At 57.2% G+C, this 15,918-nt stretch carries 14 protein-coding genes; 7 read left to right on the top strand and 7 right to left on the bottom strand.

Translation table 11 applies throughout. From position 1 onward, the window contains the following. Position 1: 1 nt before the first annotated feature. Entirely contained in the window at positions 2 to 2,599 is a 2,598-nt protein-coding gene (cckA, locus tag RQI55_RS04775; RefSeq protein ID WP_311272102.1) for a cell cycle histidine kinase CckA, read from the bottom strand. A gap of 358 nt (positions 2,600 to 2,957) precedes the next feature. On the opposite strand from cckA, the gene RQI55_RS04770 reads away from it, so the two are divergent. From RQI55_RS04770 to RQI55_RS04760, 3 genes are all read left to right on the top strand, one after another. Further along, complete coding sequence (locus RQI55_RS04770) at positions 2,958 to 4,175, top strand: flagellar biosynthetic protein FliO (protein ID WP_409233682.1); 1,218 nt, start codon at positions 2,958 to 2,960, stop codon at positions 4,173 to 4,175. 152 nt (positions 4,176 to 4,327) lie between these two features. Further along, positions 4,328 to 5,266, top strand: coding sequence for a DMT family transporter (locus RQI55_RS04765; protein WP_243255920.1), 939 nt, complete (start codon positions 4,328 to 4,330; stop codon positions 5,264 to 5,266). Positions 5,267 to 5,350: 84 nt separating this feature from the next. Continuing rightward, entirely contained in the window at positions 5,351 to 6,478 is a 1,128-nt protein-coding gene (locus RQI55_RS04760) for an S-(hydroxymethyl)glutathione dehydrogenase/class III alcohol dehydrogenase (protein ID WP_042619392.1), read from the top strand. A 238-nt stretch (positions 6,479 to 6,716) separates the two neighbouring features. Here RQI55_RS04760 and RQI55_RS04755 read toward each other — a convergent pair whose 3' ends face one another. From RQI55_RS04755 to coaD, 6 genes are all read right to left on the bottom strand, one after another. Continuing rightward, entirely contained in the window at positions 6,717 to 7,859 is a 1,143-nt protein-coding gene (locus RQI55_RS04755) for an aminodeoxychorismate synthase component I (RefSeq protein WP_243256955.1), read from the bottom strand. A 27-nt stretch (positions 7,860 to 7,886) separates the two neighbouring features. Further along, the gene (gene tgt, locus RQI55_RS04750) at positions 7,887 to 9,017 is read right to left on the bottom strand and encodes a tRNA guanosine(34) transglycosylase Tgt (protein ID WP_042619390.1); all 1,131 of its coding nucleotides are present in this window, start codon (positions 9,015 to 9,017) and stop codon (positions 7,887 to 7,889) included. Continuing rightward, a complete protein-coding gene (gene queA / locus RQI55_RS04745) occupies positions 9,017 to 10,099 on the bottom strand; it encodes a tRNA preQ1(34) S-adenosylmethionine ribosyltransferase-isomerase QueA (RefSeq protein WP_243255919.1) in 1,083 nt (360 codons plus the stop codon). The genes tgt and queA overlap by 1 nt, the downstream gene beginning before the upstream one ends. Before the next feature lie 245 nt (positions 10,100 to 10,344). Then, positions 10,345 to 10,854, bottom strand: a complete 510-nt coding sequence (locus RQI55_RS04740; protein ID WP_042619388.1) for a peptidylprolyl isomerase — start codon at positions 10,852 to 10,854, stop codon at positions 10,345 to 10,347. 36 nt (positions 10,855 to 10,890) lie between these two features. Next, complete coding sequence (locus RQI55_RS04735) at positions 10,891 to 11,460, bottom strand: peptidylprolyl isomerase (protein ID WP_243255918.1); 570 nt, start codon at positions 11,458 to 11,460, stop codon at positions 10,891 to 10,893. A 28-nt stretch (positions 11,461 to 11,488) separates the two neighbouring features. Then, entirely contained in the window at positions 11,489 to 11,983 is a 495-nt protein-coding gene (coaD, locus tag RQI55_RS04730) for a pantetheine-phosphate adenylyltransferase (protein ID WP_243255916.1), read from the bottom strand. A 407-nt stretch (positions 11,984 to 12,390) separates the two neighbouring features. On the opposite strand from coaD, the gene RQI55_RS04725 reads away from it, so the two are divergent. The 4 genes from RQI55_RS04725 to trpD all read left to right on the top strand — a co-directional run bounded on the left by RQI55_RS04725 (position 12,391) and on the right by trpD (position 15,913). Next, complete coding sequence (locus tag RQI55_RS04725) at positions 12,391 to 12,570, top strand: hypothetical protein (protein ID WP_192066805.1); 180 nt, start codon at positions 12,391 to 12,393, stop codon at positions 12,568 to 12,570. Positions 12,571 to 12,609: 39 nt separating this feature from the next. Beyond that, positions 12,610 to 12,744 (top strand): hypothetical protein, encoded by a 135-nt coding sequence (locus tag RQI55_RS04720; RefSeq protein WP_311272103.1) that lies wholly within the window; start codon positions 12,610 to 12,612, stop codon positions 12,742 to 12,744. A gap of 236 nt (positions 12,745 to 12,980) precedes the next feature. After that, complete coding sequence (locus tag RQI55_RS04715) at positions 12,981 to 14,876, top strand: peptidylprolyl isomerase (RefSeq protein WP_042619384.1); 1,896 nt, start codon at positions 12,981 to 12,983, stop codon at positions 14,874 to 14,876. Between the two features lie 23 nt (positions 14,877 to 14,899). Then, complete coding sequence (gene trpD, locus RQI55_RS04710) at positions 14,900 to 15,913, top strand: anthranilate phosphoribosyltransferase (RefSeq protein WP_042619383.1); 1,014 nt, start codon at positions 14,900 to 14,902, stop codon at positions 15,911 to 15,913. Positions 15,914 to 15,918: the final 5 nt, after the last annotated feature.

The following is a 15,918-nucleotide window of genomic DNA, read 5'->3' as shown; positions in this document are numbered from 1 at the left end:
GTCAATTTTCACTATCGAGCATTTCACGCACGGCAACGGCAAGCTGCTTTAATGAGAACGGCTTTGGAAGAAAACCGAATTTTGCGTCGGCGGGCAAGTTTCTGGCGAAGGCGTCTTCCGCGTATCCAGAAACGAAAATGAACTTCATGTCCGGGTAGGTCTTGCGAAGCTCACGGAGCAGCGTCGGGCCATCCATTTCGGGCATGACAACGTCTGAAACGACAATATCGACCTTGCCTTCCAGCTCTTCGAGAACCTCAAGTGCCTCGGTGCCGGAGCCTGCCTCATGCACGGTGTAGCCGCGCGTTTCCAGCATACGCTTTCCACCACGGCGCACCGCTTCCTCGTCCTCGACCAGAAGCACGACAGCGGACTTGCCCGTCAGATCAAGCAGCTCTGCCTTTGCCACATCCTTTGCGGCAGCGGCATCTGCGATTGTGCGTGCAGCGATCTCTTCTTCGGTCTGATGCACCACTTCGATAATGTGACGGGGCAGAAAGATGCGGAAGGCTGTACCTTTGCCCACTTCCGAATCCGGATAGATATAGCCGCCCGATTGCTTGACGATGCCATAGACCATCGAAAGACCAAGCCCGGTCCCCTTGCCCACTTCCTTGGTGGTGAAGAAGGGCTCGAAAATCTTGTCCATGATTTCGGGCGGAATACCGGTGCCGGTATCGGCCACTTCGATCATAACGAGATCTTCCTGCGGCAGGTCTGCACGCCCAAGCGCGATAACCTGATCCGCAGCCATATTGCGGGTAATGATCTTGATTTTTCCGCCTTGCGGCATCGCATCGCGCGCATTGACGCAGAGATTGATCAGCACCTGCTCGAACTGCGAAAGATCGGTTTTAACCGGCCAGAGATCTCGACCGTAGTCCACCTCGAGCTTGACATTCGTGCCGGAAATCAACCGGTCAACCAGCATTCTGAGATCGCCAATAACATCGGTCAGGTTCAGCACGGCCGGGCGCATCGTCTGCTTGCGGGAGAAGGCCAGCAACTGCCGCACGAGAACCGCAGCGCGGTTGGCATTGCGCTTGATCTCCATAAGGTCTGCAAAGCTTGCATCCGCCGGGCGCGCCTGAAGCAAAAGGTGGTCCGACGACAGCAGAATGGCTGTGAGAACGTTGTTGAAGTCGTGCGCGATGCCGCCCGCCAGCGTGCCGACCGCATTCATCTTCTGCGTCTGCGCCATCTGCGTCTCAAGCGCTTTTTGCTCGGTCACTTCGATGGCGTAAACAATGGCAACCTCTTCCGGCGCCTCGTCATCCTGATCCAGCACAGCGTGAACATAGAAACGGAAATGCCGTGTCTCATCGGTCGGATGGCGCGAGTCGAAAGGCGCTATATCGCCCTGACCATCCTTGGCGGCTTCGATCGCCTCCAGCAATTTCGGCTTGTCAATTTCCAGCAGCACCGCATCCAGAACGACGCCATTGTCGATATCGTCACGCCCGACAATGCCCGAGAACAGTTTGAGGAACGGCGCATTGGTGCGCAGAATGCGACCTTCGCCATCCAGAGAGGCAATCGCCATCGGAGTATTGTTGAAGAACCGGGTAAACCGCATGGCGGACGCCGATTCGGCATCCTCCTTGCCCTTGGAGCGCATCAGCACGATTGTGCGACTTTCGCCCGGCGCACCATCGCGTGTGGCGGTTACCTGATGTACCAGCCGCGCTGGCATGCTCTGGCCGTTGACCCGGCGCATGTCCAGATCCAGCATCTCCGTGCGGTTCGTGCCCGCCTGCGGATGAACGGATTCGATGAGCGCCATGCCTTCACCGGCCACGATATCGGATACGGTCAGCGATCCCGGGGAGAACTGCGCCAGATCAATTCCAAGCCATTGTGACAGGGTGGCATTCAGATAGACGATCTCGCCCTTCTTGCCCGCAGAAAAGAAGCCAGCCGGAGCGTGGTCGAGATAGTCGATGGCATTCTGCAATTCGCGAAAAAACCGCTCCTGATCTTCGCGTTCGGTGGTGATATCGGCAATCTGAAACACATGCAGAGTGTTGTCGCTCGTATCTTTCAGCAGACGCGCTTTCAGACGATACCAGTGCGGACCGGCCTGAGATTTCGTCTCGCTCAAGGGCCTGAGCAGCCGGAACTCCTCATAGCCATTTTTCTCATCGCGCAGGCCGTTGATCAGCCGGTACAGCGCCTCGGTGGATTCCCTGTCTTTTGAAAGCAGCGTTTCCAGGCTCTGAATGTCGGTTGCCCGTGTCGCGCCCGTCATCTGGCAATAGGTCGCGTTGGCATAAACCAGGCGACCCTTGATATCGGTGATCAGCGTTCCATCCGGGTGAGAAGAGAGGAAGCGCCTCGCCATACCATCGGACTGGGATTGCGGCATGACCTCGATGAAGCCAATGGCAGACGACACCAGAAAGAAGATGCCCAGCATCGCAAGAATGCCGAGGATACCGAGGACAACCTCATTTTCCAGCGAATCCTTGAAATAGACGAAACCGACGGCAGCAGCCACAAGCACAAGTGCCAGCAACAGAATGCGCAACAGGGTGCCTGATCGGGCGCGCCTGTCCACCAACGGAAAGTCATTGTCGCTGGCTTGGCTGACCTTGGTCATTGAGGCTCTAACCCTTGCAGTTTTGCCGATCCCTGCGCATTCGGGCACAAATGCCCCGAACGGAATCGTCTTTGTCTATCCCTTGTAGCAATTCGCTCAAATGTCAAAAAGCTCCAAGCCCCCATAAACCTTTGTCAATACACAGCGAATGCAACATTTTTCATGCGATATCGAGGCTCGCGTGGCACCTTTGCCACGTCGAAGCGTTGAGGACGGTTGAAATGCTCAGCAATTTGGCTAAGTCCAACGCATAAAAACTTGTACTCGACGGAAAAAAATCGTCTTTTCGCACCAGATAGCTTGATGACTTCGGGTGCGACATTCATTTGACCGACAAAAGACCAAAGGGATTGGCTCCATGATGGACGAATTTATCGGCGCTTATGGCAACAACCTCATCGTTGCTGTCGTTGGCGTCGGCGCGGCGCTTCTGGCTCTGGCAATCATCTTGTGGATCATTCGCCGGCGTGGCGGATCTTCCCCCTTCATTCGCGGCGGCAAAAATCGCCAACCCCGCCTGCAGGTTCTGGATGCAACCGCCGTCGATGCGCGCCGCAGGCTCGTTCTCGTTCGCCGGGACAATGTCGAACATCTCGTCATGATCGGCGGCCCGACAGATATCGTGATTGAGAGCGGCATTGGTGCCATTCCCTTCATGAAGGACGTGCAAGAGCCTCAGAATGCGATGCTTGAAACCACGACTCCCGAAAAGGCAATTGCAGTCGAACGGACAAGAGCACTGGCGCCAAGCACCGAAACAGAGATGCGCACGCCAATTCCAGCGGCCCCTAGAGCAGTCGCACCTCAGCCTGAGCAAAGACCGGCACGCGCTCCCTCGCCTGCTCCACAGCCAGCACCGCCTGTCGCTGCGCGGCCAACACCTGCAACTGCCGCACCAGCGCCAACACCAAGGCCTGCCCCGTCTCAAGCGCCTGCGGCAAGCATCCCTGCCCCAGTCCAGCCCGCACCGAGACCAGCGCCACCAGCAGTACAACCCGTTCCAGACGTTTCAAACGCGCCGAGAAGTTTTGCCAGAGAACCCGCGTCTGCGCCGCTCACAGCAGCCGTAGTGCCTGCGATGATACCGGCAGCCGTGGCAGCGGAACCCGTTGCGAGGCCTAAGCCGCCTGCCCCGGCCGTGCAGGAACCGCCAGTTGTCCAAGCGCCTGCACCGACGCCTTTAATAGAGCCGGAGCCTGCCTTCATTGCTCCAGTCATCGATCAAAATAGCGCTGTCGATTTCCTTGAGGCTGCAAGGGAGCGCGTGCTGCCGACATACCGCGCCGAGGCACCCATCACCGCCACGGCAAGCCCGGCCAAGCCAGCGCCGCTTGCACCGGATGAAAACGGCGCTGTTTTCGGCGATCAGCTGACTAGTGATTTCGAAAGCTTCCTAGAGGCGGAAATTGCCCGTAACAATGCTGCTGGCGCACCTGCCGTGACCCTTGAGCAACTTGGCGGAAAGATTGAGCCGGAACGGGTTGCTCCTGCAAATACGAGCAGCTCCACGGACGAGAATGTCCAGAAGGAAATGGCCCGCATCTTCGGTGAAATGTCCGTCACCCGCGACAAATGAAGTGAAGCCACCCGCATGGCCCCTCAAACGGGCCATGCGGGCAACGTCAGCTCTGCCAACCTGCCCTCGCCCAAATCCAGTTTTTCCGTCATTCCGGTTGCAACGGCGTTCAGACTCAGATGAAGGTCACTTTCGGAACAAATGGTGATCGAATGACCTCGACAATCACAAATTCAGACGCACTGAAGGGCATGCTGATCATGGCCGGCTGCATGATCGTGCTGCCGATCATGGACGCGATTGCCAAATATATGGCGGTCAGCGAAGGCATGTCTCCTGCGCAGGTCACCTTCTATCGGTTCTTCTTTCAGCTCGTCTGCACACTTCCATTGCTGATGATCATGTCGCCAAAGGCGTTGCTGGCGGCCAAACGCCCGTGGCTGAACCTGTTGCGCGGCGTGCTGCATGCGGCGGCCAGCCTCTGCTTCTTCGCGGCGGTCAAATACATGCCGCTGGCAGATGTCTTCGCCATCTATTTCGTCGAACCATTTCTGCTGACCATGATGTCCGCGCTGTTTCTGGGCGAGAGGGTCGGTTGGATGCGCTGGTCGGCCATTGCAGTCGGCTTCATCGGCGCGATGATCGTCATACAGCCCAGCTTCGAAGTCTTCGGCTGGACCTCGCTTTTGCCGGTTGCCTGCGCATTCCTTTTCACGCTCTATCTGTTTCTCAACCGTGCGATGGGGGATGCGGACAGCCCGCTCGTCATGCAGACCATGGCTGGCATTGCCGGAACGGTTTTCATGGCCGCTGCCTTGCTGATAGGCCACGGGCTCGGCGATGTGAATTTCGAAATGGCGCTGCCCGGCTGGGGCCATGGCCTCGTTCTGCTTGTGTTGCTCGGCTCCATATCCGGCTACATGCACCTCCTCGTCGTCAAGGCATTTCGTCTAGCACCCGTGTCCCTGCTCGCCCCGTTTCAGTATTTCGAAATCATTTCCGCAACCGTGCTGGGCTACGTGCTGTTTTCCGATTTCCCAACGGCATCGAAATGGCTCGGCATCGTCATCATCGTTACATCAGGCCTTTTCATCATCTGGCGAGAGCGCCGCGCCGCAAACCGCACCATCGTTGCGGTTTCAGAAGTTTGACGAAAATCGACACCTACCCTTGTTCCAACCGCTGAGGTCGGGCAAAAGTCTTTTCGAATTTACAAAGCAATCATGGAGACGCAAATGGACGTTCGCGCCGCAGTCGCTGTTCAGGCAGGCAAGCCACTGGAAATCATGACGGTTCAGCTTGAAGGACCACGCGCTGGCGAAGTGCTGATCGAGGTCAAGGCGACCGGCATCTGCCACACGGATGATTTTACGCTCTCAGGCGCAGACCCGGAAGGCCTGTTTCCAGCCATTCTCGGACATGAGGGTGCGGGCATCGTCGTTGACGTAGGCCCGGGTGTAACGTCGCTGAAGAAAGGCGATCACGTCATTCCGCTTTACACGCCGGAGTGCCGCGAATGCTATTCCTGCCTCAGCCGTAAAACGAACCTCTGCACCTCCATCCGCGCCACGCAGGGCCAGGGCCTGATGCCAGATGGCACCAGCCGCTTTTCCATCGGCAAGGACAAGATCTTCCACTATATGGGCTGCTCGACCTTCGCAAATTTCACGGTTTTGCCGGAGATTGCGCTGGCCAAGGTCAATCCTGACGCGCCTTTCGACAAGATTTGCTACATCGGCTGTGGCGTAACGACGGGCATCGGCGCCGTCATCAACACCGCCAAGGTCGAGATCGGCTCGACGGCCATCGTCTTCGGTCTCGGCGGCATTGGCCTCAACGTGCTTCAGGGCCTGCGTCTTGCCGGTGCCGACATGATTATCGGCGTCGATATCAACAATGACCGCAAGGCCTGGGGTGAAAAGTTCGGAATGACGCACTTCGTCAATCCAAAGGAAGTCGGCGACGACATCGTGCCTTATCTCGTCAATCTGACGAAACGCAACGGCGACACGATCGGTGGTGCGGATTACACATTCGATTGCACCGGCAACACGAAGGTCATGCGTCAGGCGCTGGAATCATCGCATCGCGGCTGGGGCAAGTCGGTCGTCATCGGCGTGGCCGGTGCAGGACAGGAAATCTCTACGCGTCCCTTCCAGCTGGTCACAGGCCGCAACTGGATGGGCACCGCCTTCGGTGGCGCCCGTGGCCGCACCGACGTTCCGAAGATTGTCGAATGGTACATGGAAGGCAAGATCCAGATCGACCCAATGATCACCCACACCATGCCGCTCGAAGACATCAACAAGGGCTTCGACATGATGCACTCGGGTGAAAGCATCCGTGGCGTTGTCGTTTATTGATTGATTGATCAATCAACCGAAATTGTCCTTCGGTGCCATGTGCCGGAGGACGCTGCTATTGGGAAATGCCGTTCCTGTTTTGCCGAAAAGACGAGAGGAGCAAGGCAACCTCAACGTCATCCTCGGGCTTGTCCCGAGGATCTGACCACGTTCAATGTTGGGGTTCGTTAGATCCTCGGGACAAGCCCGAGGATGACGTTCACGGTGCATGTAGTGCCATCGGTCTAGCCAAACAGCTCTACCCCAGCCGCCTGTCACCCGTCGCGAATTTCGCCTTGAGCAGGCACTCCTCATATTCCGCTTCAGCCACCGAATCGAACACGATCCCGCCGCCGACGTTGAAGGTGGCAGTGCCATCCTCAAACAGCGTGATGGTGCGGATTGACACCGAGAACCGCATATCTCCATCGGGTGACATCATGCCGATTGCGCCGCAATAGGCGTTGCGGGGACCGATCTCCAGATCGTGCAGAATTTCCATGGCCCGCATTTTCGGCGCACCCGTTATCGAACCGCAGGGGAAGAGTGCTGCGAAAATATCCGTGACGGTCATGTCAGGCAGAAGCTTGCCCCGCACATGGCTCACCATCTGGTGCACGGTGGGATAGGTTTCGATGTGGAACAGCTTGGGCACTTCCAGTGTGCCGACCTCGATGATGCGGGATATGTCATTGCGCAGGAGGTCCACGATCATGCGGTTCTCGGCCTGCGTCTTTTCGTCCTGCAGCATGGTCGCGATCAATGCGGCGTCATCCTCAGGCGATGCGCCACGCTTGACCGTTCCCTTCATGGGGTGCGTCTCGATCCAACCATCCTTCAATGAGAAAAAAAGCTCTGGTGAGCGCGACAGGATGACAGGGCCACCGAGATCGAGAAGCGCGCCGTATTTGACCGGCTGCCTGGATATCAGCGACCAGAAAGCGGTCAGCGGATCCCCCGACCAACGGGCATTGATCGGCATGGTCAGGTTGGCCTGATAGCAGTCACCCTGCCGCAGATGCTGATGCAGCTTGGCAAATTGCGCGCTGTATTCGTCAAGCGTCCTTCCGGGCTTGATATCGCCCAGAAAGTCGTCCGCATTCATGAGAGACGGGGGCGGCGACATGTCACCGGAGGGCGACGCGAACACGCCAAAGCACAGCAGCGGCACGTCCCGCTTCACCTGCGCAAGCGGAGCCAGCTTGGGTTCGAAAAGATACCCGGCTTCATAGGACATGTAACCGGCAAGATATTTGCCACTGGCACGCGCGGTTTGCATCCGCTCCAGCGCCGGAAAGAAGTCCTCCGCCTCATTTGCCACGATAAGCTCGTCCGGCTCGGTAAACAGCGTTACCGTGCCGGTCTTGTCATCGCGAAACAGAACATAGGGCGAAGTCAGCAAATCCATTCGATCCCGCCATAAATGACATCATAGGCGATCGATATCGCCTTTTGCCCACATTTCAATGGTTTCGGCGTAGAAATCCGCAAAGCGGCCCTCTTCGATGGATTTGCGGATGCCCTGCATCAGTTCCTGATAATAGGCCAGATTGTGCCATGAAAGCAGCATGCCGCCGAGCGCTTCGTTGGAGCGCGAGAGATGGTGCAGATAGGCGCGCGAGTAATCCCGCGATGCCGGGCAGTTGGACTGTTCGTCCAGCGGACGCATGTCTTCCGCATGGCGGGCGTTACGAAGATTGACCCGGCCACGACGGGTGAAGGCCAGACCATGACGGCCTGAGCGTGTCGGCATGACGCAATCGAACATATCGATGCCACGCGCCACAGATTTCAGCAGGTCATCCGGTGTTCCCACGCCCATCAGGTAGCGTGGCTTTTCGCTCGGCAAGGCCGGAACGGTAATGTCGAGCATGCCCAGCATCACCTCTTGCGGCTCACCCACAGCAAGGCCACCAACAGCGTAGCCCTTCAGATCAAGCTGCTTCAGTGCTTCAGCCGAGCGGATGCGCAAGTCCGGCTGGTCGCCGCCCTGCACGATGCCGAACATGGCCTTGCCCGGTTGTTCGCCGAACGCAACGCGGCAACGCTCTGCCCAGCGCAGCGACATTTCCATGGCGCGCTCGATTTCCTTGCGCTCCGCTGGCAGTGCGACGCACTCGTCCAACTGCATCTGGATATCAGATCCCAGCAGCCCCTGGATCTCGATCGAGCGCTCCGGTGACATGTGGTGATAGGAGCCATCGATATGGCTTTTGAAGGTTACGCCCTTCTCATCCAGCTTGCGCAGCCCAGACAGCGACATGACCTGAAACCCGCCGCTATCGGTGAGGATCGGGTGCGGCCAGCGGATCAGCTCATGCAGGCCGCCCAGTCGCGCCACGCGCTCCGCACCGGGCCGCAGCATCAGATGGTAGGTGTTGCCCAAAATGACATCAGCACCCAGATCGCGCACCTGATCCAGATACATGGCCTTGACGGTGCCAACCGTGCCAACCGGCATGAAGGCAGGTGTACGGATGACGCCGCGTGGCATGGCCACTTCGCCAAGGCGCGCACCGCCGCTGGTTGCTTTGAGGGTGAAGGTAAAGTTCTCTTGCATCAGTTCTTCCGAAAAAGCAGGCTGGAATCGCCATAGGAATAGAAACGGTAGGCGGTCGAGATCGCGTGGGCATAGGCCTTGCGCATCGTATCCAGCCCGCAAAACGCTGAGACCAGCATGAACAGCGTGGACTTCGGCAGGTGAAAATTCGTCATCAGAATATCGACCGCCTTGAAGCGATATCCCGGCGTTATGAAAATGCCTGTCGCGCCAGACCAAGGCTTGATCTGGCCTTCATCTGTCGCCGCACTCTCGATCAGGCGCAGCGAGGTGGTGCCGACGCAGATAATGCGCCCGCCCCGCGCCTTCACAGCATTCAGCTTCACTGCCGTCTCTTCGGATACATAGCCGATTTCAAGGTGCATCTTGTGCTCCTCGGTGTCATCAGCCTTGACAGGCAAAAACGTGCCCGCACCCACATGCAGCGTCACAAAGTGGCGTTCCACCCCGGCCTGATCGAGCTTATCAAAAAGCGCGGGCGTAAAATGAAGGCCAGCCGTGGGCGCCGCAACGGCACCTTTTTCGCGAGCATAAATGGTCTGGTAATCCATCTGGTCCTGCGCATCTTCTGGTCGCTTGGCCGCGATGTAAGGCGGAAGCGGAATATGGCCGACAGATGCGATGGCTTCATCGAGAGCGGGGCCGGAGAGATCGAAAAGCAGGGTGATTTCGCCCTCTTCGCCTTTCTCCTCAACCGTCGCTTCCAAGAACGCGAGACCGCAGGCATTGTCGCGCTCGTAACCGAAGCGGATACGGTCGCCTTGCTTGATGCGCTTCCCAGGTCGCGCGAAAGCCTTCCAGCAGCTGGCATCAACGCGCATATGAAGCGTAGCGGAAACAGCCGTTTCCGGCGCACCTTCGCGCAGCCGCACACCTTCCAGCTGGGCGGGAATCACCCGCGTATCGTTGAACACCAGCGCGTCGCCGGGTTTAAGAAAGCCGGGAAGATCGAAAACCTGATGGTCCGTCATGCGGTCCACATTCGGATCGACCACAAGCAAACGCGCACTGTCACGCGGATTGGCCGGGCGCAGCGCAATATTCTCATCTGGAAGGTCGAAGTCGAAAAGGTCTACACGCATGATGGGCTCTAAAGCAAAACCCGCCTTCACGCTGGGCTAAGGCAAGTAGAGGTTTGCGGTCATGCGCTGAGCTTCCCTCCGTCATCCTCGGGCTTGACCCGAGGATCTAACGAACCCCAACATCAAACGTGGGTAGATCCTCGGGTCAAGCCCGAGGATGACGAAGGAGAAATCAGTGCATAACAAACATAATTAACCCGCCCCGCAGTTGCCTGCGAGGCGGGTGACAAGTCTTTATCCTACGCTTAAGCGGCAGAAGCAAGACGGATGGAGACGATCGAATCGGGATCCTTCACAGGCTCGCCGCGCTTGATCTTGTCGATGGCTTCCATGCCTTCAATGACCTGGCCCCAGACAGTGTACTGCTTGTTCAGCCATGGGCTGTCTGTGAAGCAGATGAAAAACTGCGAGTTGGCAGAGTTCGGGCTCTGCGAACGGGCCATGGAGCATGTGCCGCGAACGTGCGGAATGGCCGAAAATTCAGCCTGCAGGTCAGGCTTTTCAGAGCCGCCCATGCCGGCGCGTGCCGGGTTGAAGCTCTCGGAGCCCTTCTTGCCGAACTTCACGTCGCCGGTCTGCGCCATGAAATCGGTGATGACGCGGTGGAAAACAACACCGTCATAAGCCTGCTCGGACACCAGTTCCTTGATGCGTGCAACGTGGCCCGGTGCCACTTCTGGCATAAGCTGGATCACGACCTTGCCAGTCGTTGTTTCCATGATGAGGGTGTTTTCGGGATCTTTGATCTCGGCCATGATGTCTCTCCTAATTTTGGGCGTCTTCGCCCGGTTTTATTTCTTGCCGACGGTAACTTTGACCATGCGGTCAGGATCGGAAACTTCGCCGTTACCGCCTTTGCCCTTCTTGATCTTGTCGACAAATTCCATGCCGGACACGACCTGGCCGACAACGGTATATTGTCCGTTCAGGAACGAACCCTGATCGAACATGATGAAGAACTGCGAGTTGGCAGAGTTGGGGCTCTGCGAGCGGGCCATGCCGACCGTGCCGCGCTCAAACGGTGTCTTGGAAAACTCGGCTGGAAGGTCCGGCAGGTCCGAGCCGCCTGTTCCTGCGCGCTGGGCGTCAAAGGATTTGGCCATATTGCCGTATTGCACATCACCCGTCTGGGCCATGAAGCCTGGAATGACGCGGTGGAACGCGACATTGTCATAGGCACCCTTTTCAGCCAGCGCCTTGATCTGCGCAACGTGCTTGGGCGCAACTTCGGGCGCGAGCTGGATGACGACGGGGCCATCCTTAAGCTGGATAGTCAGAAATTCAGCAGCAGAAGCGAATGTGCTGGCAGCAACGGCGCTGACAAAAAGTGCGCCGGCAAAGGCATAGCGAAGCAGTTTCATCGGAATTGGCTCCAGAATAATGGCTGAACTAGCGTTTCAGCTTGCTGTTAAGGGCTTCAAGCACAGCTTTCGGCACGAAGGACTCTACACGACCGCCCATTGCTGCGATCTGACGAACCAATGTGGCGGTAATGGGCCGGGATGCCGTTGCCGCAGGCAGAAAGATGGTCTGAACATCAGGCGCCATCTGGCTGTTCATGCCAGCCATCTGCATTTCGTAGTCGAGATCAGAACCATCGCGCAGGCCGCGCACCAGTAGTGTTGCGCTGTGTTCACGAGCGGCATCCACGACCAGATTGGAAAAAGAGACGACCCGCAGGCGCGCGCTCGCTTCCGGCAAAACATCGTTCATCGAGCGACGGATAAGGTCAGCCCGTTCTTCAAAGCTGAACATAGGCGACTTGCCGGGGTGAATGCCGATAGCAACGATAACCTCTGACGCAACGTTCAACGCCTGGATCAATATATCCAGATGTCCGTTGGTCATCGGATCAAATGATCCGGGGTAAAAGGCAATCGTCATATCGCTCCCGATACTTAACGTTGGTTGTGCCGCCTTTTGTCATGGAAGCCCAGTCTTCGCAAGACCGTAAGCTTGTCTCAGCGGCCAAACAGCGGAGTGAACATCACATGAATACCCCGTTCAGCGCGGCTTCAAAGCCAATGTCTATAAAGGTCTCATCGAATGGCGAACGGGCAAGATGCCCTCACGGAGACGGAAATGCTGGTGTTCATGATGATGCTGACAATCGCAACATCTTTTGCTGTCGAATACGTTTTCATGGATTGACGCAAACTGCCGATTTTCTGAACGGCAGATGAACGAAGCATTCAACAACGCTTCAGAGGCGCAATGCTAATCGATTTTTAACAATAACGCGGAACCGGATCAGAGATTGCGCGTTGAAATCGCAGGTAAGGAACAAGCACATGTTTTCCAAAGAAAAACAGTCTACTTCGGCTAAAATTGGCGTCATCAGCACAGCCTGGACCATGCTGGTTATCGCTATGGTCGCTGTCATGTTCAGCCTTCACAGCGAAAAGTCGGCTCAGAACGGCCCGGACTTTCCACAGCTCACATCCCGCACTCAATATATGAACTACTATTGATCGAGCGGGAGTAATCATCCACTTTTCTGGAGATTCTCCATGTTTACTTTCTTGACTTTGCTTGCAGCCCTCATCAGCGCCATGTTCGTAGCCTCTGTTATGACAGCCGTGATCGAGTCCAAGAAAGAAGACGAACAGTTCAAAAAAATGATCGAGCGCAGCAAATCGTTTTAAGGCCGTCGAGCCTGTAAATGTCTGCGTCATAAACAAAACCGCCTGATCCGAGGCGGTTTTTTTGTGCCTGCATACGTGGTTGCACCTGTTTAGGGCGCGCAATTGCTCCCACTCACGCCTTCGTTTGCGCTTGCGCCATTTTCAGCGGTATTTAGCCTTCAATTTCAAAGTGGATTGATTTAAGGAAGCCCCATAGACCCGGCGTAACGGGCTGATATTGTGAGGTTTGCATAACGATGCTCGATTCCCTGAGAAATGCTTCTCGTACCCTGGCGGCGAAGATTCTTCTTCTCCTCCTCGTTCTTTCCTTCGGCGTGTGGGGCGTTTCCGCATCTCTGGTGTCTCCTAACTCGCATTCTGTCGTGACAGTTGGCGACCAGGCGGTCACGCAGAACGAGTTTCGCTTTGCCTATCAGCGCCAGCTCGCAGATGTAGGCCGCCAGTTCGGCACGCGCCTGACGACGGAACAGGCCAAGGCATTCGGAATCGACCGTCAGGTGTTCAGCCAGCTATCCGCAGGTGCTGCACTTGACCAGCTTGCATCGGACATGAACCTCGGACTTTCGGAAGACCGCCTTGCCACGCTGATCGCGGAAGATCCTGCCTTCAAGGCACCGGGCGGCCAGTTTGACCGCGCTCTGTTTAGCCAGCGCCTGCGTGGTGCAGGATTCAACGAAGACGATTACGTCGAAGAACGCAGCAAGGTTGCCGTGCGCGGCCAGATCGTCGATGCCATTTCGGATGGTTTCACAGCGCCTAAGGTGTTGGTCGATGCGCTGAAGCAGTATCGCGATGAACAGCGCTCGATTGACTACGTGCTGCTTTCCAACGCCAATATCGATCCGGTTAAGGCACCGGGCGACGACGTTCTTGCTCCATGGTTTGAAAAGAACAAGGCACAGTATCGCGCTCCGGAATATCGCAAGTTCACCTATGTGAAGCTTGAGCCTTCCGACATTGCAGACCAGGCAGCGATTACCGACCAGCAGATCGCCGACTTCTACAACGCGCACAAAGACAATTTCCGCACAGCCGGTCGCCGCACCATCGAGCAGCTGACATTTACCGACAAGGAAATGGCCGAAGCCGCTGCGACGCAGATTCGCGTTGGCACGACGACCTACGATCAGGTGGTGAAGGATCAGGGCAAGCGTCCTGAAGACGTAACACTTGGCGAGTTCACGAAAGACACCGTGCCGGATCAATCCGTCGCCGAGGCAGCTTTTGCAATCCAGAAGGATGGCGGCGTTTCGCCTGTGGTCGATGGCGCATTTGGCCCAGTTATCCTGCGCGTCACAGGCATAAAGAATGAAAGCATGAAGACGCTGGATGAGGCGAAGGAAGAAATTCGCACCAACCTTGCCACGACAAATGCAGCGGAAGAACTGAACAATGTTCATGACCGTTACGAAGATCTGCGTGGCGGTGGTTCGTCGCTGAGCGATGCGGCAACGCAGCTCAAGCTGAAGCCCGTTACCGTCAATGCAATCGATGAAAAGGGCGAAGACGAGAAGGGCACTGCCGTCGAAGGTCTGCCGACCCCTGCCCTCATCGCAGAGGTGTTCAAGGCCGAGCAGGGTGCAGATGCACCAGCCGTGAATATCGGTCGTGATGGTTACGTATGGTTCGACCTCCAGCAGGTTACACCGCCGCGCGACCGTACCTTGAGCGAAGTCAAGGAGCAGGTTGTTGCCGACTGGACTGCCGAGCAGCAGCGCACAGCGCTTGCGGCAAAGGCAGACGAGCTGAAGGCGCGCGCTGAAAAGGGCGAAACGCTTGCAGCAATTGCCGGCGAGATGGGCCTTTCCGTTGAAAACAAGATGGGCCTTCGCCGCACGAGTGAAGATGCGGTTCTGGGCCAGCAGGCAGTGGCTGCCGTCTTCGCAGGCGCAAATGGCCTCGTCGGCACTGCGCCAGATACTGAAGGTTCCAGCCGCATCCTGTTCAAGGTGACCGAGGTCAACACAAGCACCTCGACAGACGCGCTTGCAGACAGCGATCAGCAGGTCACAGCCATGGCCAGCGCCGCTGGCGACGACATGCTCGACCAGATGGTCAATCGCCTGCAGAATGATTATGGTGTGACCATCAATCAGGCTGCGGCAGATCAGGCTATGACGGCTGCTTATTAAAACTGGACTTCAGGGGGCGTGACATGGCTGATTTAAAGCCGCTGATTGCGAAGGTTGCCAATGGCGAAAGCCTCAACCGGGAAGAGGCACGTCAGGCTTTTGACGTGCTGATGTCCGGCGAGGCAACGCCATCGCAAATCGGCGCCTTTCTCATGGCCTTGCGGGTGCGCGGCGAAACGGTTGATGAAATCGTCGGTGCGGTTTCCTCCATGCGTGCGCGCATGCTGCCTGTCACGGCACCCGCCGATGCCATGGATATCGTCGGCACGGGTGGCGATGGTCTCGGCACCTACAACATCTCCACACTGGCCTCCATCATTGTGGCGGGTGCAGGTGTGCCAGTCGCCAAGCATGGCAACCGTGCTTTGAGCTCAAAGTCCGGCACTGCCGATGCCCTCTCGGTGCTCGGCGTGAAGCTGGATATTGAGCCGGAATTGATCACCCGCTGCGTCACAGAGGCGGGGCTTGGCTTCATGTTCGCACAGCGTCACCATTCCTCCATGCGCCATGTGAACCCCAGCCGCGTCGAGCTTGGCACCCGCACAATCTTCAACCTGCTCGGCCCGCTCTCCAATCCGGCAGGCGCAAAAAAGCAGTTACTTGGCGTGTTTGCTCCGCGCTGGCTTGTACCCTTGGCCGAAGTGCTGCGTGACCTTGGCTCAGAATCGGTCTGGGTCGTGCATGGCGATGGCCTGGACGAAATCACCACGACAGGCACCACCCATGTCGCGGCGCTGGAAAACGGCAAGATCAGAACATTCGATCTGACACCTGCCGATTTCGGCGTTGAACCCGCCAGCATCGATGACCTCAAGGGTGGCGATGGCGTTGCCAATGCGGCCGCGCTGCGCGAAGTTCTGGCTGGTCACAAAAATGCCTATCGAGACGTATCTCTTTGTAACGCGGCAGCCTCTCTGGTCGTTTCCGGCAAGGCCGGAACGCTGGCGGAAGGCATGAAAATCGCGAGCGCATCCCTGGACGAAGGCAAAGCTGCGGCTGCGCTGGACAGGCTGATTGCCGTTTCGAACGAGGAATAGGGCAA

Source organism: Rhizobium sp. WCS2018Hpa-16, assembly GCF_031843705.1.
In the GTDB taxonomy this organism is placed as follows: Bacteria; Pseudomonadota; Alphaproteobacteria; order Rhizobiales; family Rhizobiaceae; genus Agrobacterium; species Agrobacterium tumefaciens_C.
Note: the sequence above shows the minus strand (reverse complement) of the source record. Positions and strands in the feature narration are given on the sequence as shown.